General features: G+C 42.2%; 17 protein-coding genes. 1 reads left to right on the top strand and 16 read right to left on the bottom strand.

The window, feature by feature from the left end:
- Nucleotides 1–2 precede the first annotated feature (2 nt).
- From fliF to trmFO, 9 genes are all read right to left on the bottom strand, one after another.
- The gene (fliF, locus tag J7E32_RS00290) at nucleotides 3–1,604 is read right to left on the bottom strand and encodes a flagellar basal-body MS-ring/collar protein FliF (RefSeq protein ID WP_214901987.1); all 1,602 of its coding nucleotides are present in this window, start codon (nucleotides 1,602–1,604) and stop codon (nucleotides 3–5) included.
- 77 nt (nucleotides 1,605–1,681) lie between these two features.
- Entirely contained in the window at nucleotides 1,682–1,960 is a 279-nt protein-coding gene (gene fliE / locus J7E32_RS00285) for a flagellar hook-basal body complex protein FliE (RefSeq protein WP_286182564.1), read from the bottom strand.
- Between the two features lie 45 nt (nucleotides 1,961–2,005).
- Nucleotides 2,006–2,455 (bottom strand): flagellar basal body rod protein FlgC, encoded by a 450-nt coding sequence (gene flgC / locus J7E32_RS00280; RefSeq protein WP_214901970.1) that lies wholly within the window; start codon nucleotides 2,453–2,455, stop codon nucleotides 2,006–2,008.
- 2 nt (nucleotides 2,456–2,457) lie between these two features.
- Entirely contained in the window at nucleotides 2,458–2,853 is a 396-nt protein-coding gene (flgB, locus tag J7E32_RS00275; protein WP_214901967.1) for a flagellar basal body rod protein FlgB, read from the bottom strand.
- A gap of 508 nt (nucleotides 2,854–3,361) precedes the next feature.
- A complete protein-coding gene (codY, locus tag J7E32_RS00270) occupies nucleotides 3,362–4,141 on the bottom strand; it encodes a GTP-sensing pleiotropic transcriptional regulator CodY (protein ID WP_214901964.1) in 780 nt (259 codons plus the stop codon).
- Nucleotides 4,142–4,269: 128 nt separating this feature from the next.
- Nucleotides 4,270–5,676, bottom strand: coding sequence for an ATP-dependent protease ATPase subunit HslU (hslU, locus tag J7E32_RS00265; RefSeq protein ID WP_214901961.1), 1,407 nt, complete (start codon nucleotides 5,674–5,676; stop codon nucleotides 4,270–4,272).
- A 19-nt stretch (nucleotides 5,677–5,695) separates the two neighbouring features.
- Nucleotides 5,696–6,238: an ATP-dependent protease subunit HslV gene (gene hslV / locus J7E32_RS00260; protein ID WP_041964480.1), complete on the bottom strand. Its 543-nt coding sequence runs from the start codon at nucleotides 6,236–6,238 to the stop codon at nucleotides 5,696–5,698.
- 20 nt (nucleotides 6,239–6,258) lie between these two features.
- A complete protein-coding gene (xerC, locus tag J7E32_RS00255; RefSeq protein WP_214901958.1) occupies nucleotides 6,259–7,161 on the bottom strand; it encodes a tyrosine recombinase XerC in 903 nt (300 codons plus the stop codon).
- A 60-nt stretch (nucleotides 7,162–7,221) separates the two neighbouring features.
- Entirely contained in the window at nucleotides 7,222–8,529 is a 1,308-nt protein-coding gene (gene trmFO / locus J7E32_RS00250) for an FADH(2)-oxidizing methylenetetrahydrofolate--tRNA-(uracil(54)-C(5))-methyltransferase TrmFO (RefSeq protein ID WP_214901949.1), read from the bottom strand.
- A gap of 284 nt (nucleotides 8,530–8,813) precedes the next feature.
- Between trmFO and J7E32_RS22675 the strand changes: the two genes are divergently transcribed.
- The gene (locus J7E32_RS22675; RefSeq protein ID WP_286182519.1) at nucleotides 8,814–8,942 is read left to right on the top strand and encodes a hypothetical protein; all 129 of its coding nucleotides are present in this window, start codon (nucleotides 8,814–8,816) and stop codon (nucleotides 8,940–8,942) included.
- Between the two features lie 15 nt (nucleotides 8,943–8,957).
- On the opposite strand, the gene topA is transcribed toward J7E32_RS22675, so the two are convergent.
- The 7 genes from topA to J7E32_RS00215 all read right to left on the bottom strand — a co-directional run bounded on the left by topA (nucleotide 8,958) and on the right by J7E32_RS00215 (nucleotide 17,800).
- The gene (topA, locus tag J7E32_RS00245; protein WP_214901946.1) at nucleotides 8,958–11,033 is read right to left on the bottom strand and encodes a type I DNA topoisomerase; all 2,076 of its coding nucleotides are present in this window, start codon (nucleotides 11,031–11,033) and stop codon (nucleotides 8,958–8,960) included.
- Between the two features lie 511 nt (nucleotides 11,034–11,544).
- Nucleotides 11,545–12,399 (bottom strand): DNA-processing protein DprA, encoded by an 855-nt coding sequence (dprA, locus tag J7E32_RS00240; RefSeq protein WP_214901943.1) that lies wholly within the window; start codon nucleotides 12,397–12,399, stop codon nucleotides 11,545–11,547.
- Nucleotides 12,400–12,461: 62 nt separating this feature from the next.
- Complete coding sequence (gene sucD / locus J7E32_RS00235) at nucleotides 12,462–13,364, bottom strand: succinate--CoA ligase subunit alpha (RefSeq protein WP_214901940.1); 903 nt, start codon at nucleotides 13,362–13,364, stop codon at nucleotides 12,462–12,464.
- A 22-nt stretch (nucleotides 13,365–13,386) separates the two neighbouring features.
- Nucleotides 13,387–14,547: an ADP-forming succinate--CoA ligase subunit beta gene (sucC, locus tag J7E32_RS00230; RefSeq protein WP_167831764.1), complete on the bottom strand. Its 1,161-nt coding sequence runs from the start codon at nucleotides 14,545–14,547 to the stop codon at nucleotides 13,387–13,389.
- 322 nt (nucleotides 14,548–14,869) lie between these two features.
- Nucleotides 14,870–15,154, bottom strand: coding sequence for an EscU/YscU/HrcU family type III secretion system export apparatus switch protein (locus tag J7E32_RS00225; RefSeq protein WP_214901930.1), 285 nt, complete (start codon nucleotides 15,152–15,154; stop codon nucleotides 14,870–14,872).
- Nucleotides 15,151–17,007 carry a hypothetical protein gene (locus tag J7E32_RS00220; RefSeq protein ID WP_214901928.1) on the bottom strand — a complete coding sequence of 619 codons (1,857 nt, stop codon included), beginning with the start codon at nucleotides 17,005–17,007 and terminating at the stop codon, nucleotides 15,151–15,153. Before J7E32_RS00220 ends, J7E32_RS00225 begins: the two co-directional genes overlap by 4 nt.
- A 22-nt stretch (nucleotides 17,008–17,029) precedes the next feature.
- The gene (locus J7E32_RS00215; protein WP_214901926.1) at nucleotides 17,030–17,800 is read right to left on the bottom strand and encodes a ribonuclease HII; all 771 of its coding nucleotides are present in this window, start codon (nucleotides 17,798–17,800) and stop codon (nucleotides 17,030–17,032) included.
- Nucleotides 17,801–17,874: the final 74 nt, after the last annotated feature.

The raw sequence follows: 17,874 nt of genomic DNA, 5'->3' as shown, positions 1-17,874 counted from the left end.
TCCTAATCCTCAGAAATCCAAGTTCGCAATAGCTTTGCGAAATCCTCTGGCTTTTCTTTCGCCATTTTTTCCAGCTGCTTTTTCTTCATTGTGCCTTCTGTCTCAAATTCCTTGTTCACATCTGGAACACGAATTTGCTCATATTTTTCTTCCATTACATATTCTTCTTCTTCTTCTACTTCTTTCTTTCTCGATCTCATAAATAGAAGTAATAAGACTACAATACCTGCTAGCAATATTCCGCCAACAAGGTATACCCACCATGGCAGCTTCTCTACAGTATTATTATTATCGAAAGTGACTTTACCGTTAAACGGCTGCACGGATACAACGACCTTATCTTCGATGACTTCATCTGTCAGTTCTTCGCCTAACGAACCCTTATCAATTGTCGTTCTGACGATGGTACCAAGAATTTTTGTAATATCCTCTACTCGTTCCTGAGGCAATGAATTACGGTCATCTGGAGTTGGCGGCTCGACCATCACCTGAATCCCAAGATCTCTCACCTTGTATGGACTCTCAGTGATTTCCTTGCGAATTCTGCTGACCTCATTATTAATGGTTTCTTCGACTCTCTCATAATCTCCGTTGCCGTTTGCTCCCTCAAGGTATTGAGCCCCAGTGGTTTCACCAGGGTTTCCTCCTTCGGGGATTCCACCTGCCTGATCTGCATTCCCAGTGAAGGTTTCAGTAATTCGCTGGGCACTGATTGCGATTCCTTCAATATTTTCTTTATCAACAGGCTCTACGATGTTTTCTTCTCTGTTTTCCTGGGTAAAGTCTACATCGGCAGTAACGGAAACAACTACTTTATCATGTCCCATAAGAGTGCCAAGCAAATTTTGGACCTGTCTTTGCACATCCCTCTCAATTTCCTGTTTGATCTGATGCTGAGAAGCAAAAGAGGCTCCGCTGGAATTATTTTCATTTTTTAGATCAAAATACTCAAAATATTGATTCATGATGACGATATTATCTGTAGGAAGGTTGGGAACACTTTTAGCCACTAAGTGATAAAGTGCATTTATTTGATCTTCCTTGAATTGATAACCTGGACTTGTATTCAGCACGATGGATGCCGATGCAGGCTGCTCATTATCGCTAACAAAAATCCCTTTTTCAGGCAGGTTAATCATTACCTTCGCATCATTAACGCCATCGATCCCTTTCATTAAATCAGCAAGCTCTGTTTGCATAGCATCCAGTTTTAAAACAAAGAATTCATTATCTGTCATACCGAGGCCGGCATTCTGGCTAAAAAATGAATAATCGATACTTCCTGATTTAGGAATTCCTTCAGCTGCCAGCTCAACTTTCAAGCTATCAACCGATTCTTTCGGAACAAGGATAGTATTGCCGCCATCTGCAATTTCAGATTTTATGCCTCTTGCATCAAGGCTTTCTTTGATGCTTCCGGTCTCGGCAGGAGAAAGATTGCTGTAAAGCGGCTCAAGAGATGTCCTCGAGGTAAAAAAGGCTGTAAGGACGGCTACTGTCAAAACAAAGAAAACAGACGCAACAAGACTGATTTTTTGCTTTCTGGTGCGCCCTTGCCAGAAATCCTTCATTGTATGTATATACTTTTGAACGGTTTCTTTCATTTCAATCCCCCGGTTATTAAGTCTCTTCTTTTTATATAGCTAATAACCGATATAATCTTAGTTTTTAGCTCATATTATTAAACTTGCATTCTCATCATTTCCTGATATGCTTCAACCACTTTGTTTCTGACTTCCATTGTAGCCTGCAGTGTAATGCTCGCCTTTTGGCTCGCAATCATTACCTGATGGAGGTCAACGTTCTCTCCGCGAGCTAGTTTTTCCGTCATTGCATCTGATTGAAGCTGTGTTTTATTTAAATTATCAATAGATTGCTTAAGTACGGACGAAAAACTCTTCTGTGCTTCGTATGGTGTAGGTGTGGGAGTATACACTTTTGTATCAAATGGCCTGACCATTTGGCTAACAGAATTAATCCCGGCTGCGTTCATTTAGTTCTCTCCTTATTTTCCAATTTCAAGAGCTTTCATCATCATGCCCTTGGAAGCGTTGAAAACTGTGACATTTGCTTCATAAGACCGTGTCGCGCTAATTAAATCCACCATTTCCCTTAACGGATCGACATTAGGATACGCAACATACCCCTCTTGATTTGCATCTGGGTGTTCAGGATCATATACCATCTTAAGAGGATTTTCCCTGTCCTCTATTATTCTCGATACTTTAACTCCATTTCCCGCCCCTGATCCGTCTGTTTTCCCCATTGCTTTATTTAGGAATGAAGAAAAGTTCCCTTCATTAGGCTGCAGGACGACCATTTTCCTGCGGTACGGCTCTCCGTTTACACCTCTTGTAGAATCTACATTCGCCATATTGGAAGAAATGACATCCATTCTGAGGCGCTGGGCAGTCAACGCAGAGGCTGTCGTGTTCATGCTATGAAACATGCTCATGCTTATTTACCTCCCCTAATGACTGTTTGGAGAGAATTGAACTTTCCATTAATCCTCTCGGTCAGCGCATTATAGTAAATTTGGTTTGTAGCCAGATCGGCCATTTCTTTATCCAAATCAACACTATTCCCATTCTCGTTATAATTCACATTCGGATTAGTAACGACTCCAGGCATACGACTCGCTTTGCTGCTGAATTCATAATGGCGGGCATCTGATCTATTCGCTTGAAAGGATTGTCCCATCACATCCTGAAATACAGCCTTAAAGGAGACATCCTTCGCTTTATAGTTCGGTGTATCAACATTCGCGATATTCTGCGAAATGACTTTTTGCTTCGCAGAAGAATAGTTCAACGCATGTTCGAGCGTTGATACAGTATTTGAAAACAACTTCAATTTTTGCACCTCGCAATTGCCACAATGGATTATTTTGCTGAATTTTGTAATTCCTTGATGAATTTCGTCATTATATTCCTAATTGTAAAGAATCTGAAATAATCTGTCTATGTACTTTCAGTTAATTTTTATCATGCATAATGCTCATTTTTAAAAATAGGATAAAAGACCTATAAGTGTGCTTCGTTAATTTTTTTTACTATTTAACCCTATGTTTCTGTAAAGTTTTTTAAAAAATATAAGGAATTAGTATCACAAATTGTTTTATTAATTATTTTTTACTAGGACAAATAACCTATATAAAATGTCATTTTTTCCATTTTTTTCTACCATCTAAGCATAACTTTTGACAGTGAAATTAGACCCGTGTAAAAAATCCGAAACAAAATTGTAATATTTAGCTGTTAAAAAACTTGTTGTTCTGACGTTTTTTTTAGGTCCTGTTAGATAGATGTAAAAAATGCATAAAAAAATCCGCTGAAGTTCAGCGGATTTTTTTATTATTTATTTAGTTGTTTTTAAGCTTTTCAAGTTCAAATAGGAATTTATCATTTAATACCTTGATATAAGTTCCCTTCATTCCAAGGGAACGGGACTCGATAACACCTGCGCTTTCTAGTTTGCGCAGTGCGTTGACGATTACTGAACGTGTGATCCCGACTCTGTCTGCGATTTTGGAAGCAACTAGAAGGCCTTCTTTTCCGTTTAGTTCTTCAAAGATGTGCTCAATCGCTTCAAGTTCACTGTAGGATAATGAACTGATTGCCATTTGGACTACAGCCTTGCTTCTTGCTTCATCCTCAATCTCTTCTGCCTTTTCACGAAGGATTTCCATTCCTACAACAGTTGCGCCATATTCTCCAAGGATAAGGTCATCGTCGTGGAATTGTTCTTCAAGACGGGCAAGGATCAATGTTCCAAGGCGTTCACCGCCACCGATGATCGGCACGATTGTTGTTAAGCCGTTTTTGAAAAGTTCTTTGTTTTCAACAGGGAATGCTGTGTATTCACTTTCAACATCCAGGTTCGGTGATGTCTCCTGGATATTGAAAAGATTCTTCGTATACTCTTCAGGGAATTGGCGGTCTTCAAGCATTTTTACCATACGCTCGTTTTCAATCTGCTGATTGATCCCTAAGCCTAAAAGCTTCCCTCTGCGGCTGACAACAAAAATGTTGGCCTCGATTACTTCACTTAAAGTTTCTGACATTTCTTTGAAGTTTACCGGTTTGCCGGCAGCTTTTTGGAGCAGTGCGTTAATTTTTCTAGTTTTTGATAGTAAGTCCATTGTTTCTTCCTCCTATTTGCTTCAAACAAAAATACATTTATTTTAATCCTGGCTAGTTTCAATACTTAATCCCAAAAAGCAGTCCTTATTTGTCTACCCTATTGAGTATGCATTAAAACGATTAACCATTATAATATGAACTGGCTTAAATCTTTGTTTCTTGAGATAGCGCCAAGTTTTTCTTCTACATATTGCGGAGTGATCGCTACCTTCTCCAAATTGATATCTGGTGCTTCAAAGCTCAGGTCTTCAAGAAGCTTCTCAAGAATTGTCTGCAGTCTTCTCGCACCGATGTTATCCGTATTCTGATTCACATCATACGCGACTTCAGCTATCTTACGAATAGCATCGTCAGAAAATTCAATTTGTATACCTTCTGTTTCCAATAAAGCTTCATATTGCTTTGTAAGTGCATTATCAGGCTCAACAAGAATCCTGTAAAAGTCCTCAACTGTCAGTTTAGTAAGCTCTACCCTGATTGGGAAACGCCCTTGCAATTCAGGTATCAGATCGGAAGGCTTCGCCATGTGGAAAGCACCTGCAGCGACGAATAAAATATGGTCTGTTTTTACAGGACCGTACTTCGTGTTGACAGTTGACCCTTCCACAACAGGAAGTATATCCCTCTGAACACCCTCACGTGAAACATCTGCACTGGAGCCACCGGAATTCTTGCTGGCAATTTTGTCAATTTCATCAATGAAAATGATTCCTGCCTGCTCAGCACGGTAAGTGGCTTCCTGAGTTACCTCATCCATATCGATCAGCTTTTGGGCTTCTTCATTGATTAATAACTTCCTGGCCTCACGTACAGGCAGCTTTCGTTTCTTGCGTTTCTTTGGCACCAAGCCACTCAAAGCATCCTGCATATTCATTCCCATTTGTTCCATTCCAGAACCCTGGAGCATATCAAACATGGAAGGTGTTTGCTCCTCAACCTCGACGGTTACCAACTCATCCTCAAGTTCACCTTTTCCGAGCTTTTCCTTGATGGTTTTACGCTTTTCGAATAACCCTAAATCTTCTGATTGGTTTTGCTCTTGATCAGGCTGCTGCTGGCTTCCGCCGAACAACATTTCAAGTGGATTTTTGTAATTCACTGATTTTTTCGCTGAAGGAACCAACAGTTCGACAAGACGGCGGTTTGCATTTTCTTCTGCCGGTTCCTTTACTTGCTCCATTTTTTCCTCTTTTACAAGCCTGATGGAGGTTTCAACAAGATCCCGAACCATGGATTCGACATCACGGCCAACATAACCTACTTCAGTGAACTTAGTCGCTTCCACCTTGACGAAAGGAGCGCCAACTAACTTAGCCATTCTTCTGGCAATTTCCGTTTTACCTACACCAGTAGGTCCAATCATCAGGATATTCTTAGGGATGATTTCATCCCGGATATTCTCAGCGAGCAAGCCGCGGCGGTATCTATTCCTGAGAGCAACTGCAACAGCTTTTTTAGCATCCTTTTGACCAATAATATACTGGTCCAGCTTTTCCACGATCTGCCTTGGAGTTAAATTTGTCGTTTGCTTCACACTCAACACTCCTTTTCCGTTACAGTTCTTCCACGATAATATTGTGGTTTGTGTAAACACAAATGTCAGCAGCAATTTCCAATGAAGACTTCGCGATTTCTTTTGCTGTTAAATGTTCTCCAGCATATTGTTTTAATGCACGGCCAGCAGACAAGGCATAATTACCTCCAGAACCGATTGCTAGAATGCCGTCATCAGGTTCAATGACTTCGCCTGTTCCAGAAATAAGCAGCATATCAGTCTCATTCAATACGATCAGCATTGCCTCGAGCTTTCTTAGGACTTTATCACTTCTCCATTGCTTTGCAAGTTCGACGGCAGCTCTTTGAAGATTTCCGTTGTATTCCTCAAGCTTCCCTTCGAACATCTCAAACAGCGTGAACGCATCTGCAACTGAACCGGCAAATCCTGCAATTACTTTACCATTAAACAACTTTCGGACTTTCTTTGCTGTGTGTTTCATCACTACAGCATTCCCAAAGGTTACCTGGCCATCGCCTGACATTGCGCATTGGCCTTTATGTTGAACAGCAAATATCGTTGTGGCATGGAATTCTGACATTCCTTCGTCCTCCTTCTGGCTTAAGCCCTCGGGTGATGTGACATATAAATATTGCGCAAGTGCTCTTTCGTAACATGGGTATATACTTGCGTTGAAGACAGGAACGCATGGCCCATTAGCTCCTGGACAGTTCTCATATCTGCTCCATTGCTCATCATATGTGTGGCAAAGGAATGGCGCAGTTTATGGGGATGGATTTTCCCAGTCAGGGCTGACTTTTCAATCAGCTTATTCAGGATCTCCCTGATTCCTCTGTCCGTCAGAGGCCCACCCCGGAAGTTCAAAAATAAATGGCCATGATCATCTTTGGTCTTCAGAAGCTCTGGTCTTCCATTCTTTATGTAGTCTTCAATCGCATCCTGGGCAAAACTTCCGAAAGGCACATATCTATCCTTTTTCCTTTTTCCATGAACTAAAACAGTGGAAAGAGATAAATCTATATCCTTCAGCTGGATTTTACAGCACTCACCTACACGGATTCCTGTAGCGTAAAGAAGTTCCAAAAGGGCTTTGTTCCTTTTCCCGATCGCAGTCTCGGTTTCACATGCATTAAATAGCTGGGAAAGTTCCTCTTCATAAAAAAAATCTGGCAATCGCTTTTCCAGTTTCGGTATGGATACCAGGGAAAAAGGATTATCTCCTACCATCTTTTCACGAAGCAAAAACTTGTAAAAGCTGCGCATACATGAAATCCTGCGGGCGACAGACTTCCTGGAGAGCTGCTGGTCAAATAATTTCGTGAGGTAAATCCTTGTATCAGCATACTCAACATCACCAAGACTCGTCAGGCCTTGTTCAGACATGAACAAAAAAAATTCCCTAATATCATGTTGATAATGTTCAATTGTATATTGTGAGTAATTTTTTTCAATTTGTAAATATTCAATAAATAAGTTTAAAGAATTGTTCACATTTGCTTCCATCTCGTCACCTCACAAGGGCTACTAAATAGTATCATATTTATATAGCCCTCGCAATATAAATTACAAATTTTTCACAAATTTCTGAATTGTTTCCAGTGCCCTGGAAGCATGCTTCTCATTACGTTCCTGCTTACCCTTGATTTTCTCTGGAAGATCAGGGAAAAGCCCGAAATTTGCATTCATCGGCTGGAAGTTTTTCGCGTTCGTAGTTGTAATATACCTGGCCATGCTTCCCATTGCCGTTTCATGCGGGAATTCCACCGGCTCTTCTCCTTTTACAAGACGCGCAGCATTAATTCCAGCAATCATTCCGCTCGCTGCTGATTCCACATACCCTTCGACCCCAGTCATTTGCCCTGCAAAGAATAAATCTTCTCTATTCCTGAATTGATATGTTGCTTTTAAGACCTTAGGTGAATTGATAAAGGTATTACGATGCATGACACCATACCGTACAATTTCAGCGTTTTCCAACCCAGGAATCAGTTGAATGACCTCCTTTTGTGGTCCCCACTTAAGATGAGTCTGGAAGCCTACAATATTATAAAGTGTTCCAGCAGCATCATCCTGGCGAAGCTGCACAACAGCATAAGGCCGCTTTCCAGTTCTAGGATCCTCCAGGCCAACCGGCTTCATCGGTCCGAAAAGCATTGTCTTCCTTCCTCTTTGGCCCATGACCTCGATTGGCATACAACCTTCAAAAAAGATTTCTTTCTCAAATTCTTTAAGCGGCACTGTTTCAGCAGAGATCAACGCTTCATAAAAACGGTCGAATTCTTCTTCTGTCATTGGACAGTTAAGGTATGCAGCTTCCCCTTTGTCATATCGGGACTTCAGATATACCTTGTCCATGTCGATGCTGTCTTTTTCAATAATAGGAGCTGCCGCGTCATAAAAATATAAATATTCTTCCCCTGTAAGCTCCTTCAATTGTTGGGACAACGCCTGGCTTGTCAAAGGCCCGGTAGCGATGATGGTCGGCCCTTGTGGAATTTCAGTGATTTCTTCATTAAATACAGTTACATTAGGATGTTCCTTAACAGACCTAGTAACATGTGCCGCAAACTCATGGCGATCTACTGCCAAAGCTCCGCCTGCAGGTACAGCACATGCGTCTGCTGCGCCAATGATGACAGAGTCAAGCTTTCTCATCTCTTCTTTTAAAACACCAACTGCATTTGTTAATGTATTTGCACGCAAAGAGTTACTGCATACCAGTTCAGCAAATTTATCTGTATGGTGAGCAGGCGTCTGTTTAACCGGTCTCATCTCATATAAGTTCACTTTGATGCCTCTTTCGGCAAGCTGCCATGCGGCTTCACTTCCGGCCAGGCCAGCACCTACGACATTTACTGTAGCTTCAGTCATATCTATTTCCTCCAGTAGCTATTAAAAATTCCGCGTTTGCTTATTATAATCCAAGTTGCCATGTAGAAGCCTATCAGGCAAAATCTAAGCAACTGCCTTGACATAAAGAATCATTATAACATCTGCCTTGACATAAAGCTTCTATTATATACTCAACTTTACTTACTTTACCCTGATTCCTGTACCATTTTGCACTTTCCTTTACGAAAAAGAAAGAAAAAAGTTTCAAAAAAGAAAAGCGGAAGCGCCTTGGTCAGCCCCGACAAGCGCTGGAGGGCCGACCAGTGAAGTCGCTTTTTGACTTCAATGGGCGGACCGAAGCGTCTCGATGGGCTAGGCGCTGGAGCTGGACAAAGAAAAGCGGAAGCGCCTTGGTCAGCCCCGACAAGGTCTTTCTCAAATATAAAGAGTGAGCCCAAGGGCTCACTCTAGCTTTGTGGTTCCTCTTTATAGTCGCATTCTGTACACTGAACCTGGACGCCCTTTTTAAGCTTCTTTTCAACTAGCATATTTTCGCATTTTGGGCATTTCCTTGCAAGTGGTTTATCCCATGAAAGGAAATCGCATTCAGGGAAGCGGTCACAGCCGTAAAAAATCCGGCGCTTCTTGCTCTTCCGTTCAATGATATTGCCTTCTTCACATTTAGGGCATTTGACCCCTATCTCCTTGACTATTGCCTTCGTGTTCCTGCAGTCAGGGAAATTGCTGCAGGCCATGAACTTGCCGTAGCGCCCCATTTTGAATACCATCGGTGAACCGCACTGATCACAATCTTCCCCAGCGGGTTCATCTTTGATTTCAATTTCTTGCATTTCCTGTTCCGCTACTTCAAGATTCTTTTCAAAATCACGGTAGAATTCGTCAATGACTTTGACCCAATTGATTTTCCCATCTTCGACATTATCGAGATTCTGTTCCATTTTGGCAGTAAACTCAAGGTCAAGTATTTCCGGGAAGAATTCCAGCATAAGCTCATGGATTACTTCACCAAGTTCGGTCGGCACGAATCGTTTATTATCAAGTGATACATAGCCTCTCTTTTGGATTGTATCCAGGGTTGGCGCGTATGTTGATGGCCGTCCGATCCCCATTTCCTCAAGCGTCCTGACGAGCCTTGCTTCTGTATATCTTGGAGGCGGCTGTGTAAAGTGCTGCTTCGATTCGATATCTTTTTTCGTGACCTCGTCACCTTGCTTTAGGTCAGGAAGGAATTTATCCTTTTCTTCCACCTGGTCATCTGAACCTTCTACATAAACCTTCATGAAACCTGGGAATTTAACCTTCGAGCCAGTCGCGCGGAAAGTAACTTCGCCATTCTTTAAGTCAACACTCATCGTATCCATAATAGCAGGAGCCATTTGGCTCGCGACAAACCGTTCCCAAATAAGTTTGTATAGTCTGTATTGATCCCTTGAAAGGAATTCCTTTATCGTCTCAGGAACCTTCATTGTACTTGTAGGCCGGATCGCTTCGTGAGCATCTTGGGCATTGGACTGTTTCTTCTCTTTTCTTGCCTCTGTCTGAATGAACTTTTCTCCATACTGACCAGTGATATACTCCCTTGCTTCGCCTTGTGCAACTTCAGAAATCCTGGTAGAGTCCGTTCTCATATAGGTAATTAAACCGACTGTGCCTTCTTTTCCCAGGTCGATACCTTCATAAAGCTGTTGCGCAAGCATCATTGTCTTTTTCGCACGGAAGTTAAGCTTTCGTGCTGCCTCTTGCTGCAAAGAAGAAGTAATGAACGGCGGTGCAGGATTACGTTTGCGCTCTTTCTTCGTCACAGACTCAACAGTAAATTTGTTCCCCTTTACTTGTTTAAGGATGTTCTTGACATCCTCTTCTGACTTCAACTCAGTTTTTTGTTTGCCAATTCCATAAAATGAAGCTTCAAAAGCACTTTTTCCTTTCAGGAATTCCGCACCGATTGTCCAGTATTCTTCTGGAACAAACGCAGCGATTTCCTTCTCACGATCAATGATCATCCTTAAGGCAACTGATTGTACTCGGCCTGCGCTCAGCCCCTTCTTGACCTTCTTCCAAAGCAGCGGGCTGATATTATATCCTACCAGTCTGTCCAGAGCACGACGTGCCTGCTGGGCATCTACGAGGTCCATATTGATCGCCCGGGGATGTTTAAAAGATTCTTTGATGGCATCCTTGGTGATCTCATTAAATACAACCCTGCAATCAGAATGGACATCGACGTCAAGACTTTTGGCCAAATGCCAAGCAATTGCTTCCCCTTCTCTGTCGGGGTCAGCCGCGAGATAGACTTTCTTTGCTTTTTTTGCCGCAGATTTCAATTCCTTCAGTACTGGTCCCTTACCCCGGATTGTAATGTACTTAGGGGTATAATTATTTTTCGTATCAATTCCCATTTGGCTCTTAGGCAAATCTATCAAATGCCCCATAGAGGCTTTCACTTTATATTTTTTTCCAAGATAACGCTCTATCGTCTTTGCCTTTGCAGGTGATTCGACGATGACTAAAAAATCCGACATCCAATTGTCCTCCTTAGAGGTATAAAATTACATTAATTATTATCAACATATCATAATATTGTCAAATCAACCATTTAAGCAAACGGTTTCATCTAAATTGGCTCCGTTAAACCAGTCTGTTGATTTTCGTTCCAGGCGCTTCACTTTCCGCGGGCAGTCGGGGAGCCTCCTCGGCGCTTTATGCGCCTGCGGGGTCTCCCCATGACTAGCTTATCCCGCAGGAGTCTACGCGCCTTCCACTACAATCAACAGGGTTTAAAAAAACATTGGGCTTTAACAGAGCCTAAAAATTTTAAAATACCTGATGCAAAATGTATAACAGAATGAAAATTATTTCAACCTTTTTGATGCAAGTTTTCATTCAAATATAAAAATAACTTGCTAAAAAAGTATATTTCAGAAATCTTCCCCTCACTATTTCTTTACATTTCATCATATAATTTATCCTATTTTGGAAAGTATCCCTTCTTATAAATTATGCTTTTTTTGCATTGTATACGATTATTCCGCATTACATACCAAGCTCTTCCAAAATATCCTCAGAACTTTTAACCAGTTTGGCTCCCTGCTGGATTAAATAATGGACTCCATCAGAATCCGGACTCAAAATGCTTCCGGGGACAGCAAATACATCCCTGCCTTCGCTCAATGCAAAATCGGCCGTGATCAGTGAACCGCTCTTTTTCCTGGCTTCAACAACAAGTGTACCCCCTGAAAGACCGCTGATAATCCTATTTCGCATTGGAAATTGCCATTTCGCAGGAATTGTTGCGGGTGGATATTCTGATAACACCAGTTGTTTTTCCATCATATATTCTGCCAATTTAATATTTTCCTTAGGATACAGATTTTGAAACCCGCCAGCTATGACACCGATTGTTTTCCCGCCTAATTTAATGGCTGCTTTATGGGCATGGGCATCAATCCCCCTTGCGAGACCACTAACAATCAGAACATTTTTTTCTATTAATGAGGGAAATAAATAGTCGATGGCTCCAATGCCATATGCTGTCGCATTCCTTGACCCAACCACAGCAAGACTTTCTCTGTTCTTTAACAAAGTTAGATCCCCTCTGGCAAACAGCATCCATGGAGGTTGATAGATAGTCTTCAGCCTGTCTGGGTAGTCATCGTCAAAAATAGTGATTAGGTGAATATTCTGTGTGGTGTAGTCATTGATAAGTTTGTCGGCGGAAATAAACTGATGGTCTTTGCTGAGTCGTTCTACTCGAGGATTAATAGAGGTATAATTTGCAGCTTCATTATTACTTATTGCAGAATTTGCTTTGAGGATTGAGTAAATCGCTTTCCAGCTAGCATACTTGCTATGGACAAGCTGGATTAGTTTCTTTTTCAATGCATCCATATGCTTCCCCCTGGGATTAATAAACAGCCCCTCTTTTAAGAGGGACTGTCTGATTGAATATTTTAGTGTGTTTTACACTGCTCGTACAGGTCTTGTTCCTTCAAAACCTTGATTAGCGTTTCGCCCATTACGGATGGAGTTTCAGCAACCTGAATGCCGCATTCGTTCATTACGCGGATTTTTTCGTCTGCTGTACCCTTTCCGCCAGAAATAATCGCACCAGCATGGCCCATGCGCTTCCCTGGAGGTGCTGTTCTTCCGCCGATGAAGCCAACAACTGGTTTCGTCATGTTAGCCTTGACCCACTCAGCTGCTTCTTCTTCAGCCGTGCCGCCGATTTCACCAATCATGATGACAGCATATGTTTCAGGATCTTCATTGAATGCCTTCAGGACATCGATGAAGTTCGTTCCGTTAACCGGGTCTCCGCCGATGCCCACAGCTGTAGACTGGCCGATTCCTTCTTGAGTTAACTGGTGTACCGCTTCATATGTCAGCGTTCCAGAACGTGATACAACACCAACATGTCCTTTTGTATGGATATATCCAGGCATAATTCCAATCTTGCACTCTTCAGGAGTGATGACGCCCGGGCAGTTAGGTCCAACTAGGCGAGTTTTCTTCCCTTCCATATAGCGCTTAACCTTGACCATATCCAATACTGGGATATGCTCAGTGATACAGATCGCCAAATCAAGCTCTGCATCAACAGCTTCAACGATAGCATCTGCAGCAAATGGAGCTGGTACATAGATTACAGTCGCATTTGCGCCTGTTGCATCAACTGCTTCTTGTACTGTGTTGAATACAGGAACGCCTTCTACTTCTGTACCGCCCTTGCCCGGAGATGTTCCTCCAACAATTTTTGTACCATATTCAAGCATTTGTTTTGTATGGAAAAGGGCTGTTGAACCCGTAATCCCTTGAACAATGACTTTTGTATCTTTATTAATGAATACGCTCACGTCAAATTCTCTCCTTTCGATCCTACTTAACTAATGAAACGATTTTTTCAGCGCCGTCTGCCATTGATTCAGCAGCAATGATATTTAAGCCAGACTCATTAAGAATCTGTTTTCCAAGATCAACGTTAGTACCTTCAAGACGAACGACAAGAGGAACCTCAAGCCCAACCTGCTTGGCAGCCTCTACTACACCCGTAGCGATGACGTCACACTTCATGATGCCGCCGAAGATATTAACAAAGATTCCTTTTACGTTAGGATCTGAAAGGATAATTTTGAATGCTTCCGTTACTTTTTCAGCAGTAGCGCCGCCCCCAACATCAAGGAAGTTTGCCGGGTCTCCGCCATAATGCTTAACGATGTCCATTGTTGCCATCGCAAGGCCGGCACCGTTAACCATACATCCGATATTTCCATCTAAAGAAATATAGCTGAGGTCATACTTCGATGCTTCGATTTCCTTTGGATCCTCTTCTTCTAAATCACGGTACTCAAGGATATCCTTCTGGCGGTAAAGCGCGTTTGAATCAAAGTTCAATTTAGCGTCCAGTGCCATTACCTGCCCGTCACCAGTTACAACTAACGGATTGATTTCAGCGATTGAGCAATCCTTTTCGACATAAGCGTTATATAATCCCATCATGAACTTTACAGCCTGGTTGACTAGTTCCTTCGGGATGTTGATGTTGAATGCGATACGGCGAGCCTGGTATGGCATAAGCCCTACTACAGGATCGATTTCTTCTTTGAAGATCTTTTCAGGAGTCGCTTCAGCTACCTCTTCGATCTCCGTTCCGCCTTCTTCAGAAGCCATAAGGACAACACGTGAAGTAGCACGGTCAAGCACAAGGCCTACATAGTACTCCTTCTTGATGTCGCAGCCTTCCTCAATCAATAGGCGTTTTACTTCCTTGCCTTCTGGACCAGTCTGGTGAGTAACCAGTGTCTTTCCTAAAATCTCAGATGCATATGTACGTACTTCATCAAGGTTCTTTGCAACCTTGACACCGCCGGCTTTACCCCTTCCGCCAGCATGGATTTGAGCTTTTACGACAACTACTGACGATCCAAGCTCTTTAGCTGCTTCAACAGCTTCATCGACTGTAAAAGCAACCTTCCCATTCGGTACTTTTACCCCATATTTTCTGAGGATTTCTTTTCCTTGATACTCATGGACATTCATTTCCCATCCTCCTATCTATTAGAAAAACGAACAAAAAATAGAGAATCGCCAAGCGACCCGATTCGTAAATTCATTTTCCTAAGTAGAAAATATAATTCATTTAAATTTCATAAAAATAGACTGCGCTTTCATTTTATATAATGAATTATTGATTGTCTACCTTTATGATTTAAATATTTTGCCTTTTTAAATATTGTGAAAAAATAACCAAGAGAAAGTTTACATAAATAAAAAGCCGGAATCAATGCGTTCTCCGGCTTTAGCAATAAAAATCCATGATAAAAAAGCTATATTCATTCTCTTGGTTTTCATTGTGAAAATATTATTTTTGTTTTCCTGCTTGTTTATCCAAATGATAGACAAAGGAAAATACTTCGGCTACTGCTTGATATAATTCTTCTGGAATCCGCTCATTTAATTCCAGCTGGCTCAGAACTTCAACGAGTGAAGGATCTTCCTGGATGGGAATTTCATGCTTCTTCGCTTTTTCAATGATTTGTTCAGCAACGAGACCCTTACCCTTTGCCATCACTTTAGGAGCGTCCATATTTCCGGCGTTATACCCCAGGGCTACAGCTGATTTTCTTGTATGCTTAGGTGGTTTCATATTTTAATATCCACTCCGCTATATTCTTTTTGCCCATATAAATCTGCCAGGCTACGTTGAGTTCTCCCTGTCGGGGATTGCCCAGGAACATGGAAGTGAACAGAAGACAAGTGATAATCAATTTCCGCTAGCTTCAATTTCAATACCGGTGTCAATTCTTCTGCCATTTTTCTCAAAGTGGGCTTTTCGTTAAAAATCTGGACACTCATAATTCGATTCTGTACTTGCATATCAACGATCACATCATCCAAATGCTTAAGTTTCAGGTAAAAGAGCACACGGCAAAAATCAGCGTCTATTTTTCCGTCTTCAGTCTTTTTCCCGCTCCATTGCATCGTAAGTTCATTCGTTTTTCCACCCAGCATAAAGGGTATTTGCACAACAAGCTGCTGGATCGGACCCGCTTCCTGGGAAAGCAGCTGAAATCCGGTGAGTTTGTTTAAAACCAGCTCTGCAGCTTCTTTAACAGCAGGCGGAGGATTTTCGTTCAACAGGCGCAATACAAGGGATTTAAGTGTCTCTGATACTTGTGCCTTGCCAATCTCTCCATCTTTTAAAACTTCGCTAAGCTGTTGTTCGTAAGAGAGACCCAAGGCGGAAAGGAATTGTTTTATCCTTGTATCTGTGAGCAGTGCAGTGCCAGTTTCTTGCAGCGGAGCAGGCTGTTCTGCTTTGGCAACTGCTTCAGAGAGCAGCTGTGCCTGCAGGCCTGTTAAATTGCCGGATTGGGGCTGTCCCGCAATCTTAAGTAAATCAACTCCAGCTTGTCGCCACGTATCCTTTTCTCCCATCAGGGCGGATAGGGACTCTCCATCACTCACCATTGAGATCAACTGCTTGAAAGCCTGAAGCCCTTGCTGTACCTCCGCTTCTTTTCCAGAAGTTCGGTAGAATAACAATTTAAGTGATTCTGCCAGCTGATTTGCTGGGAATGTTTTTTCAGGTGCGAAATTTGAAATCAACTGTCTGGCTGCAGAACTGTCGGCATTTTCTATGAGTGTTATGATATTTTTGGCGAGTTTCAGACCATCAGGCTGTTCATCTCCGTCTGTGCCTAAGCTTTGCAGCCTGAACAGCATCTGCTGTAAAAGATTGCTTTCACTGCTTTTCGAAGGAATCGCACCAAACTGTTTAAGCAGTTCCAGAGCCACTTCACTTTCCTGGCCTTCCCGTTTAAGCCATGTTGCCACTAAATTATTCACGGCTGTTTCAGGATTCATTATTTTACTGGATGGCAGCATTTCATTCAAAAGTTTTTTTAGACTTGTACTCGCCGCAGAACTCCACGCTGTGTCTACAGTCTTTTCAAGTTTATCTAACAACTGGACCAGAGATGGTTCTTTGGTGGTGGTGTAGAGGGCATCAAACGAGGCCTGTGTAACAGGAAACCCTCTAGTCAGGATCAATTTTATAGCATCTTGACCAGCACTGCGGGAATCCGCCATACTCAGCCACTCTGCCGCCTGCTTAAGAAGTTCTCGGTTTACAGGAAGCTGTTCCTTGATAAAAAAACGGACAAGTTCCAGGTTATCCTTTGTCGGCTGCATTGCAAATTCCCCGAGAATCTTTGCCAAGCTTCCCTGCTGTACCTTATCCTCACTACCTGATCCAATCACCTTCAAATGAACTTTTCCTTCACCAGGCTGAACCTGGAACCAGTACCGCTCATTTGCAGATAATGGAGTTTCTAATTTTGCGATCATTTTTTGGCTGCCGACTTGCACTTCTGCTACTTGATCAGGATAGAGCTTCAGGATTTTCCCATTAATGATTTGGCCGGGCCGAAATTCAGCTGTTTTAACTTGCTGTGTTGTTTTTTGGTTAAATAAGCCTTGCAGCGCTCCTGTTTCCATGGTCCACCTGCTTTACCAAGTTCTACTGAATATACTCTCTTACGGGAGCGAATGTCTTCCTGTGATGATCTGTGACACCATGCTCCTTGATAGCTCTTAAGTGTTCAGCGGTTCCATACCCCATATTTGCCCCGAATCCATAGTGCGGGAACTCGATACTGAGTTCTTTCATCAGCTTGTCCCTCGTTACTTTTGCAATAATGGAAGCTGCCGCGATGGATATGCTTCTGGAATCACCCTTTATCAGCGCTTCATACGGATATGGTGTGTCCAGCTTGACGGCATCAATCAAAAGAAAATCGGGAGTGATCTCTAGTTGATTCACCGCTGAAAGCATCGCTTTCTTGCTGGCCTGGAGGATATTGATTTCATCTATTTCCGCAGCGCTGATCAGACCTACTCCGACAGCCAGGGCTTCAGACATGATGACCTCAAAATATTCATCCCTTTTTGATTCTGTCAGTTTTTTAGAATCATTGAGACCTGGAAGATAAAAGTTCTCCGGCAGGATGACTGCCCCTGCAACGACTGGACCGGCTAAAGGTCCTCGTCCGGCCTCATCAATCCCGGCAATATACTTGAATCCTTCCGATCGATATTTCCTCTCAAAGGAAGTCATGTTGACGAATTGTTCATGGACTTGTTTCTTTTGCTCTTCCTGCCTTTCCCATTTCTGGATAAGTTTTTGTACACCCTTGCGACTGTCTTTTTTTAAGGATTTCAGAAATTCTTTGTTTACTTCCTTTTTCCCGAAAAGCTGTTGTTCAATTGCACCAATTGTATATTTCTCCATAAAAATCTCCTAGTAATACTTCTTTATTATGTATCGGCAGTTTAAATCAAAAATAAAGGCCCTGGACTCAGGAC

The sequence above is a fragment of the Bacillus sp. ISL-55 genome (genome assembly GCF_018613155.1).
Taxonomy (GTDB): domain Bacteria; phylum Bacillota; class Bacilli; order Bacillales; family Cytobacillaceae; genus Mesobacillus.
The sequence above is the reverse complement of the archived record's forward strand: the minus strand, read 5'-3'. Positions and strand labels throughout refer to the sequence as shown.

Coding starts and splice junctions, on each gene's coding strand:
- trmFO (WP_214901949.1), bottom strand. CDS start 8,529: ATGACTGAAGCTACAGTAAATGTCGTAGGTGCTGGCCTGGCCGGAAGT.
- flgC (WP_214901970.1), bottom strand. CDS start 2,455: ATGAGCATGTTTCATAGCATGAACACGACAGCCTCTGCGTTGACTGCC.
- J7E32_RS00225 (WP_214901930.1), bottom strand. CDS start 15,154: ATGAAACCACCTAAGCATACAAGAAAATCAGCTGTAGCCCTGGGGTAT.
- fliE (WP_286182564.1), bottom strand. CDS start 1,960: ATGGTCAGGCCATTTGATACAAAAGTGTATACTCCCACACCTACACCA.
- J7E32_RS00220 (WP_214901928.1), bottom strand. CDS start 17,007: ATGGAAACAGGAGCGCTGCAAGGCTTATTTAACCAAAAAACAACACAG.
- codY (WP_214901964.1), bottom strand. CDS start 4,141: ATGGACTTACTATCAAAAACTAGAAAAATTAACGCACTGCTCCAAAAA.
- sucC (WP_167831764.1), bottom strand. CDS start 14,547: ATGAATGTCCATGAGTATCAAGGAAAAGAAATCCTCAGAAAATATGGG.
- fliF (WP_214901987.1), bottom strand. CDS start 1,604: ATGAAAGAAACCGTTCAAAAGTATATACATACAATGAAGGATTTCTGG.
- hslV (WP_041964480.1), bottom strand. CDS start 6,238: ATGTCAGAATTCCATGCCACAACGATATTTGCTGTTCAACATAAAGGC.
- topA (WP_214901946.1), bottom strand. CDS start 11,033: ATGTCGGATTTTTTAGTCATCGTCGAATCACCTGCAAAGGCAAAGACG.
- J7E32_RS00215 (WP_214901926.1), bottom strand. CDS start 17,800: ATGGAGAAATATACAATTGGTGCAATTGAACAACAGCTTTTCGGGAAA.
- xerC (WP_214901958.1), bottom strand. CDS start 7,161: ATGGAAGCAAATGTGAACAATTCTTTAAACTTATTTATTGAATATTTA.
- dprA (WP_214901943.1), bottom strand. CDS start 12,399: ATGGATGCATTGAAAAAGAAACTAATCCAGCTTGTCCATAGCAAGTAT.